The 17,676-nt window shown below is 61.1% G+C and carries 12 protein-coding genes; 5 read left to right on the top strand and 7 right to left on the bottom strand.

The genetic code is table 11. The annotated features are described in order from the left end of the window. The first annotated feature begins 103 nt into the window (after nucleotides 1-103). Nucleotides 104-2,395 (top strand): arginine/lysine/ornithine decarboxylase, encoded by a 2,292-nt coding sequence (locus tag BUC08_RS01310; protein WP_037921338.1) that lies wholly within the window; start codon nucleotides 104-106, stop codon nucleotides 2,393-2,395. A gap of 1,011 nt (nucleotides 2,396-3,406) precedes the next feature. Here the strand turns inward: BUC08_RS01310 and argE are convergent. Both argE and BUC08_RS01295 read right to left on the bottom strand, forming a co-directional pair. Continuing rightward, nucleotides 3,407-4,570 carry an acetylornithine deacetylase gene (argE, locus tag BUC08_RS01300; RefSeq protein ID WP_037921340.1) on the bottom strand — a complete coding sequence of 388 codons (1,164 nt, stop codon included), beginning with the start codon at nucleotides 4,568-4,570 and terminating at the stop codon, nucleotides 3,407-3,409. Nucleotide 4,571: 1 nt separating this feature from the next. After that, complete coding sequence (locus BUC08_RS01295; RefSeq protein WP_037921342.1) at nucleotides 4,572-6,407, bottom strand: ABC transporter ATP-binding protein; 1,836 nt, start codon at nucleotides 6,405-6,407, stop codon at nucleotides 4,572-4,574. A gap of 279 nt (nucleotides 6,408-6,686) precedes the next feature. Here BUC08_RS01295 and BUC08_RS01290 point away from each other — a divergent pair, with 279 nt between their 5' ends. The 3 genes from BUC08_RS01290 (at nucleotide 6,687) to BUC08_RS01280 (ending at nucleotide 10,543) form a co-directional block, all read left to right on the top strand. Continuing rightward, entirely contained in the window at nucleotides 6,687-8,408 is a 1,722-nt protein-coding gene (locus tag BUC08_RS01290) for a peptide ABC transporter substrate-binding protein (protein WP_037921344.1), read from the top strand. A gap of 103 nt (nucleotides 8,409-8,511) precedes the next feature. Continuing rightward, the gene (locus BUC08_RS01285; RefSeq protein WP_037921346.1) at nucleotides 8,512-9,549 is read left to right on the top strand and encodes an ABC transporter permease; all 1,038 of its coding nucleotides are present in this window, start codon (nucleotides 8,512-8,514) and stop codon (nucleotides 9,547-9,549) included. Further along, on the top strand, nucleotides 9,542-10,543 hold the full coding sequence (locus BUC08_RS01280) for an ABC transporter permease (RefSeq protein WP_037921348.1): 1,002 nt from the start codon (nucleotides 9,542-9,544) through the stop codon (nucleotides 10,541-10,543). Before BUC08_RS01285 ends, BUC08_RS01280 begins: the two co-directional genes overlap by 8 nt. Here BUC08_RS01280 and BUC08_RS01275 read toward each other — a convergent pair. The 4 genes from BUC08_RS01275 to BUC08_RS01260 all read right to left on the bottom strand — a co-directional run bounded on the left by BUC08_RS01275 (nucleotide 10,489) and on the right by BUC08_RS01260 (nucleotide 16,065). Beyond that, nucleotides 10,489-11,448 carry a hypothetical protein gene (locus tag BUC08_RS01275; protein WP_051693882.1) on the bottom strand — a complete coding sequence of 320 codons (960 nt, stop codon included), beginning with the start codon at nucleotides 11,446-11,448 and terminating at the stop codon, nucleotides 10,489-10,491. The genes BUC08_RS01280 and BUC08_RS01275 overlap by 55 nt on opposite strands. Before the next feature lie 127 nt (nucleotides 11,449-11,575). Next, complete coding sequence (locus tag BUC08_RS01270; protein ID WP_037921350.1) at nucleotides 11,576-12,853, bottom strand: DUF3422 family protein; 1,278 nt, start codon at nucleotides 12,851-12,853, stop codon at nucleotides 11,576-11,578. A 187-nt stretch (nucleotides 12,854-13,040) separates the two neighbouring features. Beyond that, nucleotides 13,041-14,477, bottom strand: a complete 1,437-nt coding sequence (locus BUC08_RS01265) for an NAD(P)(+) transhydrogenase (Re/Si-specific) subunit beta (RefSeq protein WP_037921354.1) — start codon at nucleotides 14,475-14,477, stop codon at nucleotides 13,041-13,043. A 13-nt stretch (nucleotides 14,478-14,490) separates the two neighbouring features. Then, complete coding sequence (locus BUC08_RS01260) at nucleotides 14,491-16,065, bottom strand: Re/Si-specific NAD(P)(+) transhydrogenase subunit alpha (protein ID WP_037922152.1); 1,575 nt, start codon at nucleotides 16,063-16,065, stop codon at nucleotides 14,491-14,493. Between the two features lie 265 nt (nucleotides 16,066-16,330). Here BUC08_RS01260 and BUC08_RS01255 point away from each other — a divergent pair, with 265 nt between their 5' ends. Further along, the gene (locus BUC08_RS01255; RefSeq protein WP_037921355.1) at nucleotides 16,331-16,837 is read left to right on the top strand and encodes an REP-associated tyrosine transposase; all 507 of its coding nucleotides are present in this window, start codon (nucleotides 16,331-16,333) and stop codon (nucleotides 16,835-16,837) included. A gap of 12 nt (nucleotides 16,838-16,849) precedes the next feature. Here BUC08_RS01255 and BUC08_RS01250 read toward each other — a convergent pair whose 3' ends face one another. Further along, a complete protein-coding gene (locus BUC08_RS01250) occupies nucleotides 16,850-17,626 on the bottom strand; it encodes a gamma-glutamyl-gamma-aminobutyrate hydrolase family protein (protein WP_037921359.1) in 777 nt (258 codons plus the stop codon). Between the last annotated feature and the right edge of the window lie 50 nt (nucleotides 17,627-17,676).

Raw genomic sequence — 17,676 nt, 5'->3', positions numbered from 1 at the left:
TCAAACGAAACATTGCTCCAAAGTTTTCGCTTGGAATGGGCACAAGAAACGCCCATCGCCGGACTGAAAACATCGCCTCAAGTTGCCCTATTGGAGCTTTCTCATGAAATTTCGCTTTCCCATCGTCATCATTGACGAGGACTTTCGTTCGGACAATTCGTCCGGTCTGGGCATCCGTGCAATCGCCGAGGCGATCGAGAACGAAGGGTTCGAGGTGCTGGGCACGACCAGCTATGGCGATCTGTCGAAATTTGCCCAGCAGCAATCGCGCGCAAGTGCCTTTGTGTTGTCGATTGACGACGAGGAATTCACGCCCGGCCCCGATCTTGATCCGGCCGTTCTGAACCTGCGGTCCTTCATCGAAGAAGTGCGCTGGAAGAACAACGACGTGCCGATCTATGTCTATGGCGAAACCAAGACCAGCCGCCATTTGCCCAATGACATCCTGCGCGAACTGCACGGGTTCATTCACACCTTCGAAGACACGCCGGAATTTGTCGCGCGCCATATCGTCCGTGACGCCAAGACCTATCTCGAAGGCATCCAGCCGCCGTTTTTCAAGGCGCTGCTGGATTACGCCGAAGATGGATCATACTCGTGGCACTGCCCCGGGCACTCGGGCGGGGTCGCCTTTTTGAAAAGTCCCATCGGGCAGATGTACCACCAGTTCTACGGCGAAAACATGCTGCGGGCGGATGTGTGCAATTCGGTCGAAGAGCTTGGCCAATTGCTGGACCACAACGGCGCCATCGGCGCGTCCGAGCGCAATGCCGCACGCATCTTTAACGCCGATCACTGCTTTTTCGTCACCAACGGCACCAGCACATCGAACAAGATGGTCTGGCACCACACGGTTGCCCCCGGTGACGTGGTCGTGGTGGACCGCAACTGTCACAAATCCATTCTGCACAGCATCATCATGACGGGCGCCATTCCCGTCTTTATGAAACCGACACGCAACCATTACGGCATCATCGGGCCGATCCAGAAGTCCGAGTTCCAGATCGAGGCGATCAAGGAGAAAATCCGTGCCAACCCGCTGTTGGCGCATCTGGATGCGGACACGGTCAAGCCGCGCATCATCACGCTGACGCAATCGACCTATGACGGGGTTTTGTACAACACCGAGACGATCAAGGACATGTTGGACGGTTATGTCGAAAACCTGCACTTTGACGAGGCATGGTTGCCGCACGCGGCGTTCCACCCGTTCTACCGCACCTTTCACGCGATGGGCCGCAAACGCGAGCGGCCAAGCCAGTCGGTGACCTATTCCACCCAGTCGATCCACAAACTTCTGGCGGGCATTTCGCAGGCCAGCCAGGTCCTTGTGCAGGACAGCAAGAACACCAAGCTGGACCGCCATCTGTTCAACGAAGCGTACCTGATGCACAGCTCGACCAGCCCGCAATACAGCATCATCGCCAGTTGCGACGTGGCCGCCGCGATGATGGAACCGCCCGGCGGGCGGGCGCTGGTCGAGGAAAGCCTGCTTGAATCGCTGAATTTCCGCCGCGCGATGCGCAAGGTCGACGAAGAATATGGCAACGACTGGTGGTTCCAGGTGTGGGGCCCCGAAGAACTGGACGAAGAAGGCATCGACAGTGCCGACAACTGGGTACTGAAAAAGACCGACGCCGAAGGTGTGCAACCATCCGATGGCGAGGACTCCTGGCACGCCTTTGGCGATATGGCCCCCGGTTTCAACATGCTGGACCCGATCAAGGCGACGATCATCACGCCGGGCCTGAACCTGGACGGCAAATTCGACATGTCCGGCATCCCTGCCTCTATCGTGACTAAATATCTGGCGGAACATGGCGTGGTCGTCGAGAAAACCGGCCTTTACAGCTTTTTCATCATGTTCACGATTGGCATCACCAAAGGGCGCTGGAATTCGCTTTTGACCGAATTGCAGCAGTTCAAGGATGACTACGACAAGAACGTGCCCATGTGGCGGTGTATGCCCAAGTTCTGCGCAAAACAGCCGCGTTACGAAAAGATGGGGCTGGGCGATATGTGCCAGCACGTGCATTCGCTCTACGCCAAATTTGATGTCGCCGTTCTGTCGACCGAGATGTACCTGAGCGATCTGGTACCCGCGATGAAGCCGACCGATGCGTTTTCGCATATCGCTGCGCGCACAACCGAGCGCGTGCCGATTGATGATCTTGAGGGACGTATCACCACCGGATTGGTCACGCCTTATCCGCCGGGCATCCCGCTGTTGATCCCCGGAGAGGTGTTTAACAAGAATATCGTCGAATATCTGAAGTTTAACAGAACCTTCGCGCGCGAATGCCCGGGGTTCGAGACAGATATTCACGGGCTGGTTCAGGAACTGGATGAGAACAACCAGATCCAGTATTTTGCGGACTGTGTGGCAGTCGATTGATTGCTGGGGGCCCTGCCCCCAGCGCCTTTGCGCACTGTTACAAGTTGGTCTTTGACACGCTTGGCCACAGCGGGGCCGACCCTATTATCGAATGTTATGCAAATCCTGCTCCGCGCGACAGGCTTTCCGGGTCGTGTCGGTGATCTGTGCCAAGCAAAGCTGACCCAGTTGCCAAGCATGTCTGGCCCAAACCGGACCTTCGGCCCAGTCTGCGTCAATGTCTGGTGAGTGGACAAACCCGACCTCCGCCGCAGGCGCGTCAATGTCCGGTTTGGTGCCCCTTCCAAAAACGGTCGTTTTTGGAACGCAGTGATTGGGCTTGCTTGTCTCTGCAGATGAACCAGCTAATAATCGGCCTAGCCTACAGAAGCTACCGCGAAAGTCCAAAATGGCACCAATCGAACCTCAGCCACGTGTTAAACTCTCGAAGTTACGGGACATTGGTTGGGCCTTGTGGGATCCCATTGGCCTGCTTGGCCCTCCAGGCTCCCCATTCGGAGTATGGTCTGAAGAGGACCACCTTAGTTTTGCCGATGAGTACGATCGCTATTTAGTTTCAGCTGCATCGCAAATTCGGAGAGGGGAAGCCGACGAGATAGTCGCGGCATACCTTCAAGATGTAGAAATGAACCATATGGGTTTGGGTAGAGGGCGAGATACATGGAAGCGCGCCGTTGCAGTTGTCAAAGCAATACGTTCTGAAGAAGACCTGTGGACATGGCCAGATGAACAAGGACGATTTTCCTAAAACCCTCGCTTTTGGCGAGCCCGTAGAAGACTTCGGTTGTTGCTGCCACAAACCCCGTTCAAAACCAACGGAGTTATTGAACGTATTTGGTTGTCTTGCAAAAGCTGGCATTCATGCACCGCGCAGCATAAGACAATAAGGGCTCAAACCCGCCGTTCGCCGCAATTTTACGAAGGGCCGCTCGGCTCTCGCCCTGCGGATGCAGCGCCGCGCTTTGGATCAGCAACCTGTCACAAAAGTCGGTTTTGATTGGCAACCGCCCCCTAGCCCAGCCGCGCCACCAGATTGCGCATGAACTGGTGGCCCAGATCGAACTGCGCCACTGTGATGAACTCGTTCGGCTGGTGCGCCTGTGCGATGTCGCCGGGGCCGCAGACCACCGCCGAATAGCCCGCCGCCTGAAACTGGCCCGCCTCGGTGCCATAGCTGACCACATGCCCGCCGTTGTCACCGGTGATCTGGCGCACCATCATTTCGGCGGCGCCATTCTCTTCGGGTTTCAGAGGTGGCACGGCAAAGCGTTCCTTGACGTCGACCCGCGCGTCGGGGTGAACGGTCTGCATCCGTGCCTCGATGTTGCGTACATGCTCAAGATAGCTTTCTTTCAGCGCCACGGGGTCATCCCCCGGCACCGCGCGGAAATCCATTGAGAACCAGCAATCCTTGGCAGTGATATTGTGCGCCGTGCCGCCGCTGATCTGACCCACGTGCCAAGTGGTCACGGGCGGCTCGAACATCGCGCCCAGGGCGGTCGGCGGATTGGCAAAGTTCTCGGCGTTGCGCTGGTTGGCGAAGTCGATGATTTTTGCACCCTCAAGGATGGCGGAGACGCCGGTGTGCAGCAGCGACGAATGCACCTCGAAGCCGATCACATGGGTGTCGAACCCCTGCCCGCCCTTGTGGCCGGTCACCGCTTGCAGCATCGACGGCTCGCCGACGATCACCAGCTCTCCCTTTGGCAGGACCGGCTGCATCGCCTCGATCATCGGTGGCGCGCCGGTACAGCCGACCTCTTCGTCAAAGCTGAGCGCCAGTTGCAGGGGGCGTTTCACATCGGCGTATTTTGCTTCGACCAGCGCCCAGATCGCCAGCGCGTCAAAGCCTTTCATGTCACAGGTGCCGCGCCCGTAATATTTGCCGTCCCGTTCGGTCACCGTCCACGGATCGCTGTCCCACGGCTGACCATCGACCGGCACCACGTCGGTGTGCCCTGACAGCACGACGGCGCCTTCCTCCCATGGTCCTACATGGGCGAACAGCGCCGCCTTGTGCGGCTGGTCGGGATCGGGCCAGCGGTGGGCGGTGATGCCATGAGACCCCAGATAGTCCTCGACCCAGTCGATCAGCGGCAGGTTGGTGTCACGCGACACGGTGGGGAAGCTGATGAGCTTTGTCATCAGCTGCAAAGGCGTAAGGCGTTCGGGCATATCAGTATCCGCTGTCGGTGATCAGGATTTTGTGCCCGGGCGAAATCTCGCGGTATTCCGATGGTGCGGCAACATAATCAACAGGGTGAATGGGGGACGGGATCGGCTTGAAGTTCAGGTCTTTCTCGTCCTTGCGCTGGCGCGGGTCAGCGATGGGCACGGCCTTCATCAACGCTTGGGTATAGGGGTGCTGCGGGTTCTCGAACACCGCGCTGCGCGGCCCCATTTCCACGATGCGGCCCAGGTACATCACGCCGACGTGGTGGCTGACGCGTTCGACGACCGCCATGTCATGGCTGATGAACAGGAACGACAGGTCCATCTCTTCTTGCAGTTCCATCATCAGGTTCAGCACCTGTGCCTGCACCGACACGTCCAGCGCGCTGACCGCCTCGTCCGCGATGATCAGCTTGGGGTTCAGCGCAAGGGCGCGCGCGATGGCGACCCGCTGGCGTTGCCCGCCGGACAGTTCGTGCGGATAGCGGCGCATGAAACTGCGTGGCAGCTCGACGCGGTCGAACAGCATTTCGATGCGCTTGCGGCCCTCGTCGCCCTTGAACATGCCATAGTTCTGCATCGGCTCGGCCACCTGGTCCGAAAGCTGCATCTGCGGGTTCAGCGACGCGAACGGGTCCTGAAAGATCATCTGCATGTCCAGCCGCGCGGTGCGCAGGTCACGCTGGTTCAGGGCGATGATGTCCTTGCCCGCCAGCCTGACTTCACCCGAGAGCGGTTCGACCAGACGCAGGATCGACCGGCCAGCGGTGGATTTGCCACAACCGGATTCGCCCACAAGGCTGAGCGTCTGACCCTTGTTGATGGTGAACGACAGGTCCTCGACGGCGTGGACATTGGCCACTGTGCGCCGCAGCAACCCGCCCTTGACTGCAAAGCGCGTGGTCAGGTTGCGCACCTCAAGCAGCACTTCGTTCTCTTCGCCGACAATCGGTTTGATCTCGCCCTGGCTGCGGCCCAGCAGTTTCATCGGTTCGGGGTATTGTTTGCCGGTCATTTCGCCCAGCTTGGGCACGGCGGCCAGCAGCGCCTTGGTGTAGGGGTGTTGCGGGGCCTCGAAGATGTCGGCGACCGGGCCCTCCTCGACCTTCTTGCCGCGGAACATGACGACCACGCGGTCGGCCATTTGCGCGACCACCGCCATATCATGCGTAATGAACATCACGGCAGTGCCGGTTTCGCGTTTCAGCCGGTCCATCAGCGCCAGGATCTCGGCCTGAATGGTCACGTCCAGCGCCGTCGTCGGTTCATCCGCGATCAGCAGGCGCGGCTCGCAGGCCAGCGCCATGGCGATCACCACCCGCTGCCGCATCCCGCCCGACAGTTCGTGCGGGTATTGCTGCAGGCGACGTTCAGGTTCGGGGATGCGGACCTGGCGCAAAAGTTCCAGCGCGCGGGCGGATGCCTCTTTTTTGGTCATTCCCTTGTGCAGGCGCAGCCCTTCGGTCAGCTGGCGGCCCACGGTGAACACCGGGTTCAGCGCCGTCATCGGTTCCTGAAAGATCATTCCGATCTCGTTGCCGCGAATCGTGCGCATCAGGCTTTGGTCCGCCTGCGCCAGGTCGACATGGGCGTGATCCTTGCGATCGAACATCAACTGCCCGCCCGCGATCTTGCCGCCGCCGAATTCCACAAGACGCATCAGGGACAGCGATGACACCGATTTGCCCGATCCCGATTCGCCCACCACACAGACCGTTTCGCCCGCGTTGATCGAAAACGAGACATCCTCGACGCCCAGAACCGGACCGTCCTTGGTCTGGAATTCGACGCGCAGTTCGCGGATATCGGCAATCGGCCCTTCGGCCCCATGGTCCAGCATATGTTTCCCCGGCTGTTTTGACAGGAACGCTACGGCCATTGTTCGGGCACTGTCAAACCTATCCCGACGAATGCCCAATTATCGAGCAGGACGAGGGTTGCTTTTTCCGCCAAGTCTGTTTCGATGTGGTCATTCGTCTGGGGGACGCGGTAGAAAAATCTGACGTAATCGTTTGGTTACGTTGGGGAAATCAAAAGCTCCCACCGACGCGACACTGCGTGAACCCCCAAAACGGGGCACGCCAAAGGCACAAAACATGTGTCCAACAAGGAGTATATTATGAAACTCAAGACCCTATTGCTTGGCGCGGCTGCCAGCGTTGCCCTCGCTCCGATGGCAATGGCTGCGGGCCACGAAGGCGAACGCGGCCGCGATGGCGAGGTGAAAATCCTCTATTGGCAAGCGCCGTCGATCCTGAACCCGTTCCTGTCGGGCGGCACCAAGGACATCGAAGCGTCGTCGCTGGTGCTGGAGCCGCTGGCCCGTTACAATGAAACCGGTGAAATGGTGCCCTTCCTCGCGGTCGAAGTCCCCACGGTTGCCAACGGCGGCGTGTCCGAGGACCTGACCACGATCACCTGGAAAATCAAGGACGGCCTGATGTGGTCTGACGGCACGCCCGTCACCTCGGCCGACGTGAAATTCACTGCCGAATACTGTATGCACCCCGAAGGCGGCTGCGCGCAGGGAGCGTTCTTTGATGGTGTCGAAACCGTCGAGGCCGTGGACGACCTGACCGTCAAGGTCACGTTCAACCAGCCCAAGCCGAACCCCTATGGCCCCTTTGTCGGCGGTCAGTCCCCGATCATTCAGGCCGCACAGTTCGCCGACTGCCTGGGCGCCAAGGCCCCCGAGTGCACCGAGGCCAACTATAACCCGATCGGGACCGGTCCGTTCAAGGTTGCAAGCTTCAAGCCCAACGACGTGATCCAGTACGAAGCCAACGAAAACTACCGCGAAGAAGGCAAGCCCGCCTTTGCCAAGATCACCCTCAAGGGTGGCGGCGATGCGAACTCGGCCGGTCGTGCGGTTCTGGAAACAGGCGAATTCGACTATGCCTGGAACCTGCAGCTGGCACCCGACGTCATCGCCAAGATGGAAGCCGCCGGTTACGGCAAGGCCATCAACGGCTTTGGTCCGCTGCTTGAGCGGATCGAGATGAACCTGACCAACCCCTCGCCCGATCTGCCGCCGGAAACGCGGTCGACCGTGGCGGAACCCCACCCGATCCTGAGCGACGTGAAAGTGCGCAAGGCGCTGTCGATGGCCATCGACCGTGAACTGCTGACCGAAGTGGGCTATGGCAAGGCCGGTGCGCCGACCTGTAACCTGGTGCCTGCCCCTGCGATCTACGCCTCGGACAACACCGACTGCCTGGTGCAGGACATCGAAGGCGCCAAGGCGCTGCTGGAAGAAGCCGGCTGGACCGACACCAATGGTGACGGCGTGCGCGAAAAGGATGGCATGAAGCTGTCGCTGCTGTACCAGACATCGACCAACGCCGTCCGTCAGGACTTTCAGGCGCTGATCAAGGATTGGTGGGAACAGATCGGTGTTGAAACCGAACTGCGCAACCTGGACGGTTCGGTGTTCTTTGGTGGTGACCCCGGTTCGCCCGACACCTTCCAGAAGTTCTATGCGGACGTCGAAATGTACGCCAACACCTTCAACGGCACAGACCCCCAGCAGTATCTGGCGGCCTACCGTTGCGGTGGCGAACCGAAGCCGTCCAGCCAGTGGCAGGGTGAGAACATCAACCGCTTCTGCGATCCGGCCTATGACGCCATGATCGACGAACTGGCCCGCACCGGTGATCTGGACGCGCGCAGCGCGCTGGCCAAGAAGATGAACGACATGCTGACCAAGGACACGTACACCATCGTGCCGCTGGTCAACCGTGCGCGCGTCTCGGCACATGCCAATTCCTTGGGCGGTGTCGTGCTGAACGTCTGGGATTCCGAGCTGTGGAACGTCGGCGACTGGTATCGCATCAAGGAATAATGCATAAAGTTGTTGTGTCCCCTTCTTTGGAAGGGGGCACGGCCTTCCGACCCTCGGGACAGGGTCGCAATAATCAAGACTGACGCATAAAGGCGCCACACACATGATTACCTTCGCAATCCGCCGGTTGATCCTGTCGATCCCGACGCTTTTGTTCATCAGCCTCGTGATCTTTCTTCTGCTGCAACTCGCGCCCGGTGACCCCATGGCGCAGGTGCCCCTGACGGTGCCGCCGGAAGTCAAAGAAAAGATGCGCATCGCGCTTGGACTGGGTGAACCGCTTTACGTTCAATACTGGAAATGGATGGTTCAGTTCTTCTGGGTCGAGCCGATGGTGTTTATCGACTGGCTGACCCGTGACAGCACCCTGCTGGGCTGGCTGCCCGATACATCGCTGTATGACGGACGCCTGCGCATGTTGTCCTGGCAGACACGCGGTCCGGTGATGGACCTGGTGGTGCAATCCATGCCCCAGACGATCTGGGTTGTTGGCATGGCCTATGTCGTGGGGGTGCTGATCGCGCTGCCCATCGGCATCTATTCGGCCTATCGCCATTATTCGGTCTTTGACCAGACCGGCACATTCATCACCATGATCGGCTTTTCGATCCCGCCTTTTTTCACCGGTCCCCTGCTGATCGTGATCTTTGCGGTGCAGCTGGGCTGGTTGCCATCGAACTATAACACGGTGCACGAGGTCACCAACTGGGACACATTCGTCTACCAGCTCAAGCAGATGGTGCTGCCGGTGATGGTTCTGGCGCTGCAAACCACGGCGCAGATCAGCCGCTATATGCGGTCGGCGATGCTGGACAACCTGGGCCAGGACTATGTGCGCACCGCCCGCGCCAAGGGCCTGCGCGAAGGCGTTGTGGTCATGGTGCACGTGCTGCGCAACTCGATGATCCCGGTGGTCACCGTGATCGCATTGGGCATTCCCGCGATCTTTGGCGGGGCCATCATCACCGAGAACGTCTTTGGCGTGAACGGCATTGGCTACCAGTTGCTGATTGCGCTGTTTGCCAATGACATCCCGACGGTGATGACGCTGACCTTTATCTTTGCCATCCTGATCGTCCTGTTCAACCTGATCGCCGACGTGCTCTACGGCGTGCTCGACCCGAGGATCCGCTATGACTGACCAACCCCTCGTGTCCGGTCCCGACCCCGAAATTGACGAACAGGCCTATGGCGCATTGCAGGACAAGGGGCCCATCGCCCCGCCCCGCAGCCAGTGGTATGACGTCTGGAACCAGTTCAAGCACCACAAGGGTGCGATGTTCGGTGGCTTTTTCCTGATCTTCATCACCCTGTTCGTGCTGATCGGCCCCTATATCTGGACGCTGGACGCACAAAAGCTGGACATCCGCGCCAAGGACATGCGCCCGATCTGGACCCTGATCTGGGACAGCGAGGCCAAGGCCGCCTGGGCGCATCCCTTTGGCACCGACCAGCTGGGTCGCGACCTGCTGGCCAACCTGATCAAGGGCGGTCGCGCGTCGATGGCCGTCGGCTGGGCCGCAATGATCCTGGCGTTGCTGATCGGCACCTTTGTCGGTGTGGTCGCGGGTTACTTCCGCCGCGCCGATTTCTGGCTGATGCGCTTTACCGATCTGGTGCTGAGCCTGCCGATCCTGCCGCTGCTGCTGGTGGCCGTGACCCTGTTCCGCCAGCCCCTGCGTGCCAACTTTGGCCCCGAGACAGGCATGTTCATCCTGATCGTGGGCGTGGTCGGCATCACCTCGTGGATGCAGACGGCGCGGATCGTGCGCGGCGATATTCTGGCGCTGAAGGAACGCGAGTTCATCCTGGCGGCGCGGTCCATCGGCACCAAGAATTCCAAGATCATCCGCCGCCACCTGCTGCCCAACGTGATCTCGCCGATCACCGTGTCGGCGACGCTGGGTCTGGCCACCGCGATCATCACCGAAAGCGCGCTGTCATTCCTGGGCGTCGGCTTTCCGTCGGACTTCCCCACCTGGGGCAAGCTGCTGGCGGATGCGGTGCAACGGATGGAGCAGTTCCCCGAGCGTGTGCTGCTGCCGGGCATCGCGATTTCGCTGACGGTGTTGTCGGTGAACTACCTGGGCGACGGTCTGCGCGACGCGCTGGACCCGCGCATTCGCGGGCGCTGAGGCGGCGCATCTTCTGTCACGCGCAACTGGCGGGCCACACGGGCCGCCAGTTGCGGCACTGGCGGCGCATCAGCCAGCCTGCCGTAGTGGTTCAGCACCTGCCCCGCCAGCACCGGATGCCCCCGTGCCAGCGCCGCCTTGACCAGCCCCTTGTGATAGCTGACCGACCCCTTGCGCTGCCGCAGGTGCACGGCAAAGCCGTCATGCCCCTGCCCCTCTAACAGACCCCGCATCAGGTCGCCAAAGCCCCCCAGCGCCGCCAGATGATGCGGAATGCGGTGGCCCATGAACGGACAGCGCAGCACCGTCAGCCGTGTGTCGGGCAGACGCGCCACATGGGCCATGTCAGCGGCGTGATAGGGGTCAACCAGCACCACGGCGCGGCCTGCAAGCCGCAGGCAGCTTTGCGCATCCAGATAGCGCGGGTCCTCCCAGTCGCCGCGATGCTGCCCTTGGGGATAGCGCCGCTCGAACGGGACACGTGCGCCGATCAGGGTCGACTGCGGGCTGATCGCCACCACCCGCGCCCCCGGCGCACTGGCGACAAAGGTGCAGGCCGCAAAGCCCCCCATCGAGCTGCCATAGAACACCACATCGTCAAAGCGCCGGTAAAACCCGCTGTCGCGCAGCCCGTCAAAGAAATCGAACACGGCACGCCGACGATACCAGTCGTTGCACGGCCCCGTCATCAGCCCCAGATGCGACCAGCCCGCCGCCTGCGCCAGATCCCACGCCCAGGGCCTGCGCGGCGGCGGTGCCAGATGCGCGCCCATAGTGTCGAAACTGACCAGCAACCGCGGCCCGCGCGGCACAAAGACGGCGCGGTGACGGTGCAGCGACCGCATCCAGCCGCCTGCTGCCTGTGCCGCCTTTTTCGTTGCGCGGTAATACCAATGCTTGCTCATGCCGACGGGGATAACCCATCGGCTTTGCCATCCGTTTAAGCGATGCCCCGTCAACAGCGGCTTTCCGCAGGGGATTTTAGACGCAGTTGTCGATCATTTTCGGCAATGGCGCTTGGTCCAATGACCCCTATTCCACGTGCCGCTTGATCCGGCGCAGCATCAGCCACACGGCCCCGATCACCGGCAGGGTGGCGGCGGCTGTCAGTATGCCCTTGCTGATTTCGAAATGGGCGGCCAACGGATACAGAAGATAACCCACCAGCGAGACCGCGTAGTAGCTGATCGCCACCACGGACAGCCCCTCGACCGTGCGCTGCAGGCGCAATTGCAGGTCTGACCGGCGGTCCATGCTGGCCAGTATCGCCTGGTTCTGGGCCGAGCGTTCCACGTCGACCTGTGTGCGCAACAGCTCTGACGCGCGGATCGCACGGGCCGACATGGCGTGCAGCCGTGCCTCGGTCGCCTTGACGGTGCGCATCGCAGGTTCGTAGCGGCGCATCATGAATTCGGCAAAGCTTTGACGGCCCATGAACCGCGCCTCGCGCAGCACCGCGATGCGTTCCGCCACCAGCGCCGCATAGGCCCCGGTGGCCGCAAAACGATAGGCCGAGCGCGCGCCCTGCTGCTCGAGTGCGACCGAGACATCCAGCAGCGCGTGCAGGGTTTCTTCGGTGCGGGCGTCGGGGCTGCGCATGGCGTCGGTCAGGTCGTTCAGCTGGGTGTCCAGCGTGTTCAATGGCCCCGCCAGTTCGCGGGTCTTGGCAAAGCCCAGCAGCGACATGGATTTATAGGTCTCGATCTCGCACAGACGCTGCACGATCCGCCCCACGCGCCCCGGACCCGTGGTGTCGCTGACATAGACCGCGAACCGCAGATGGCCCGCCGGATCAATGCGGAAATCCGACGCGACCACGGCGGACCCGTCCAGCACATCGGCCACCGCGATGCTTTCGGCCACCAGCCAGGTGTCCAGTTCCGGTATGATCTGCGCACCGTCCACGGGACGTGGCATGATGCGGATCAAGGCCGAGGTCATGCAGACCCCCGCCATGTCCTCCAGCCAGTGACGCGGAAACACTTCGAACTCTGCCGGATCAAAGGCGCGCTCGCTCAGACCCGACTGGAACAAGGTATAGGTGACAAATTCAGTGTGCTGCTCCCATTTGACCGTATAGTTGCCCAAGGCCCCAAAATAATGCGTCGCCCCCACGTCGGGACGCGGCGCGCCATAGTGGTCCAGCAGCGCGGTCAACTGGTCATGGGCACGTGCACGTGCGACGTCGTCAGGGCTGTGCTTGATCGCCAGATAGGCCGCCATCGCAGGTGCTTTCAGCACCGGAAAGGGACGCGCGTGCAATTCCGCGGTCAGGCGATGACGCAAGGGGTGATCGTTCACTGGTGGCATGAGGGGCGGCCCTGTTGGTATCTGCTGACCGAGAGACATAGCGAAGCAGTCACAAAAAAGAAACAAAAAAATGCAGCAATATCAATGTCATACAGAATACGACAGTATACCGGCCCAAAGCCGGCACCGCCAAAACAAAAAGGCAGGCCACTGGGGGCCTGCCTTTTCACCTTGGTATTGAACCGGTTCAGTCGATCATCGGCAGCAGTTTGTCGATGGACGCCTTGGCATCGCCATAGAACATGCGCGTGTTTTCCTTGAAAAACAGCGGGTTCTCGATGCCCGAATAACCGGTGCCCTGACCGCGTTTGCTGACGAACACCTGCTTGGCCTTCCAGCATTCCAGAACCGGCATGCCGGCGATGGGGCTGTTGGGATCGTCCTGTGCGGCAGGGTTCACGATGTCGTTCGAGCCGATCACGATGGCGACGTCCGTATCGGGGAAGTCCTCGTTGATCTCGTCCATCTCCAGCACGATGTCATAGGGCACCTTGGCCTCGGCCAGCAGCACGTTCATGTGACCCGGCAGACGCCCCGCAACGGGGTGAATGGCGAAACGCACGGTCTTGCCCGCCGCGCGCAGCTTGCGCGTCAGCTCGGCCACGCCCTGCTGCGCCTGCGCCACGGCCATGCCGTAACCGGGGATGATCACGATGCTGTCCGCCTCGTTCAGGGCCGCGGCCACGCCGTCCGCCTCGATCGCAACCTGTTCGCCCTCGACTTCCATCTGCGGGCCCTTGGTGCCGCCAAAGCCGCCCAGGATCACACTGACAAAGCTGCGGTTCATCGCCTTGCACATGATGTAGGACAGGATCGCACCGGACGAGCCCACCAGCGCGCCGACCACGATCAGCAGGTCGTTGCCCAGGCTGAAGCCGATGGCCGCCGCCGCCCAACCGGAATAGCTGTTCAGCATCGACACAACCACCGGCATATCGGCGCCGCCGATGCCCATGATCAGGTGATAGCCGATGAACAGCGCCGCCAGCGTCATCAGGATCAGGGGCAGGAAGCCGCCCGTGTTGACGTACCAGATCAGGCAGATCAGCGAGAGGCCCGCCGCCGCTGCGTTCAGAACGTGACCGCCCGGCAGCTTGGTCGCCGCCGAATTCACACGGCCTGCCAGCTTGCCATAGGCAATCACCGAGCCGGTGAAGGTCACCGCACCGATGAAAATGCCCAGGAACAGCTCAACCTGCAGAATGTTGATCTCGACCGCTTCTTTCTTGGCAATCAACTGGCCGAAATTGCCCAGTTCCTTGACCGTGCCGTCCGCCATCGCGGCCGCCACATTGCCAATCTCGAAATGTGCGACAAAACCCACGAACACCGCCGCCAGACCGACCAGCGAGTGCATCGCCGCCACAAGCTCGGGCATTTGTGTCATCTGCACCTTGGTCGCCAGTTGGTACCCGATGGCCCCGCCTGCCGCGATCAGCACGAGGGACAACAGCCAATAGCCCGCCCCCGGTCCGATCAGCGTGGCAAAGACCGCCAGCGCCATGCCGGCAATGCCGTACCACACCGCGCGCTTGGCGCTTTCCTGTCCCGACAAACCGCCAAGGCTGAGGATGAAGAGGATGGCCGCGACCACATAGGCCGCTGTCGTAAATCCAAAATCCATTGTCTAAGCCCCTTTAAGATTTCTGGAACATGGCGAGCATACGCCGTGTCACAAGGAAGCCGCCAAAGATGTTGATCCCGGTCATAAAGACCGAAATCGCCGCCAGAACGACCACGAGGAACGACCCCGACCCGATCTGCACCAAGGCACCCAGAATGATGATCGAAGAGATCGCGTTGGTCACCGCCATCAGCGGTGTGTGCAGGCTGTGCGCCACGCCCCAGATCACCTGGAACCCGACAAAGACCGACAGGACAAACACGATAAAGTGCTGCATGAAGCTGGCAGGTGCCACAAGGCCCACGGCCAGCAACAACACCGCACCAACGACCAGCAAGGTCACCTGGTTCTTGGTCTGCGCCTTGAACGCGGCCACTTCGGCGGCGCGTTTTTCTTCCGGCGTCAGTTCCTTGACCGCTTCCTTTTTCGGGGCTGCCGCGATGGCGGCCACTTTGGGCGGCGGTGGTGGGAAGGTGATTTCGTTGGCGTGTGTCACGGTCGCGCCGCGGATCACGTCGTCTTCCATGTTGTGGTTGATCACGCCGTCTTTGTCCGGCGTCAGATCCGTCATCATGTGGCGGATGTTGGTCGCAAACAGGGTCGACGCCTGTGTGGCCATCCGGCTGGGGAAATCGGTGTAGCCGATGATGGTTACGCCGTTTTCCGTGACGATTTTCTCGTCCTTGACGGTCAGCTTGCAGTTGCCGCCACGCTCGGCGGCCAGGTCCACGATGACCGAACCGGATTTCATGGCCGCAACCATGTCTTCGGTCCACAGCTCGGGGGCCTCGCGGTTGGGGATCAGCGCCGTGGTGATGACGATGTCCATTTCAGGGGCCAGCTCGCGGAACTTGGCCAGCTGCGCCTCGCGGAACTCGGGGCTGGAAACCGATGCATAGCCGCCCGAGGCGGAACCGTCCTGTTGTTCCTCTTCAAAATCCAGATAGACGAATTCGGCGCCCATGGATTCGATCTGTTCGGCCACTTCGGGGCGCACGTCAAAAGCGTATGTGATCGCGCCCAGCGATGTGGATGTGCCCACGGCCGCCAGACCGGCGACACCCGCACCAACCACCAGAACCTTGGCCGGGGGCACCTTGCCCGCCGCCGTGATCTGGCCGGTGAAAAAGCGGCCAAAGTTGTTGCCCGCCTCGATCACCGCGCGGTAGCCCGCGATGTTGGCCATCGACGACAACACGTCCATTTTCTGCGCACGGCTGATGCGGGGCACCATGTCCATGGCGATAACCGTGCTGCCTTTTTTGGCTGCGGTTTCAAGCAGGTCTGCGTTGGCGCTTGGGTTGATCAGCGAAATCAGCGTCTGGCCATCGCGCAGACGTTTCACCTCGACTTCTTCGGGCGCGCGCACCTTGGCCACGACATCCGCCGCTTTCCACAGGGCCGCTGCGGTTTTGGCAATCTCTACGCCTGCGGCTTTATAGTCGGCATCGGCAAAGCCGGCCTCGGCGCCTGCGCCTGTTTCAATAATGCACTCATGCCCGAGCTTTTGCAGCATCAACGCGCTGTCAGGCGTCATTGCCACGCGGCGTTCGCCGCTCAGTATTTCCTTTGGTGTTCCGATTTTCACCGCGCACCCCCCGTTTGATTCCATATCCGCCGCCTTGACGGCGGTTAACGACATCGTGACTAGCCTGCACCGGCCCCAGATACAAGCAGCGACGCTGCGATGCAGAGCAATAAGTGCAAAGAAAACACAGGCCACGCGCATTTTTCATGCGCGGTGACCTTGGGTCATCCAGTCACATGGTCGCGGCACTGTGCGCGAGGCGCGTCAAAGGCAAACATATATGGGATTCACGCATCGTTAACCCGGTTTGGGTCAGGCTGGCAGGATGCGACACGCTTCACAACAAACGCCGCCCGCGTGCATTTTTTTCTTCACCGTCCGCCTGCAGGACAGGCGGTCGGACCTGTTGCTGCGGGAAATGAACCGCCTGCGCAATGCGACGCGCACGGCGCTTTCTGCGTATCCCTTTCAGATTGACGATATCGTGGTGCTGCCCAACACGATTCACACCATCTGGACCCTGCCCGAAGGCGATGCAGAGGTGTCCCGCCGCTGGGGCCTGTTGAAGGCACAGTTTTCGCGCGGCTTGCCCGCACCCGTCCACCGCCATCCGGCATCGGTGCGGAACGGGGACAAGGGGATATGGCAGCGCGGGGTCTGGGCGCACCGGCTGTCGGACCCGGACGACATCGCAGCGCACCGCCACATGATCTATTCCGCCCCTGTGCAAGCGGGCCTGGTCACCGATCCACGCCAATGGCCGCACACGTCCCTGCACCGCGCCTTGCGCGCGGGGACATGGACGATGCCACGGGACAACGCCGCGGCCTGATGTTTCAATGGCTCAGGCGGTTTTCAACGCCGGGCGTGCCTTGCCCGCGACCCAATCGCGCAGGGCCTCGCCAAAGGCACCGAACAACACCTTGGACACGGGGTCCATGCTTGCATTGTATTCCGGGTGCCACTGTACGGACATGGTAAAGCCCGGCGCGCCGTCGATATAGATCGCCTCGGGCGTGCCATCGGGGGCATAGCCGTCAATCACCACGCGGTTGCCTGCCGCCTTGATCCCCTGCCCGTGCAGCGTGTTGGTCATCACCGCCTGTTTGCCCAGCAACCGGTGGAACGGCCCGCCTTCGGTAAAGGTGACCTCGTGGCGCAGGGCGAATTTCTCTTCCAGCGTCCCGTCGGGCGGCATCCGGTGGTTGGTGCGCCCCGGCAGGTCGCGGATCTCGGGATAAAGGCTTCCGCCCATCGCCACGTTGACCTCCTGAAAGCCGCGACAGACGCCGAAAAACGGCTGTCCTCGTTCGACACAGGCGCGAATCAACGGCAGCGTCACCGCATCGCGCGCGCGGTCGAAATCACCATGCGCCGCGGTGGCCTGCTCTCCGTATTCCTCGGGGTGCACGTTGGGGCGCCCGCCCGTGAACAGGAAGCCGTCGCACACTTCCAACAGCTCTTGCGCGGTGTTCAGCGCAGGGTCCGCCGCCACCAGAAGCGGGATCGCGCCCGAAACCTCGGCAATGGCCGAGGTGTTCATCATGCCACCGGCATGCACCTTGTAATCGTCACCGATCACATGTGCGTTGCTGATAATTCCGACAACCGGACGTGCCATTGGGGTCCCTTCGCTCTCGCCTTGTGTAACGGTTTTATATCGCAGGGCAA

Source organism: Pseudosulfitobacter pseudonitzschiae (genome assembly GCF_900129395.1).
GTDB lineage: Bacteria > Pseudomonadota > Alphaproteobacteria > Rhodobacterales > Rhodobacteraceae > Pseudosulfitobacter > Pseudosulfitobacter pseudonitzschiae.
Note: the sequence above shows the minus strand (reverse complement) of the source record. Positions and strands in the feature narration are given on the sequence as shown.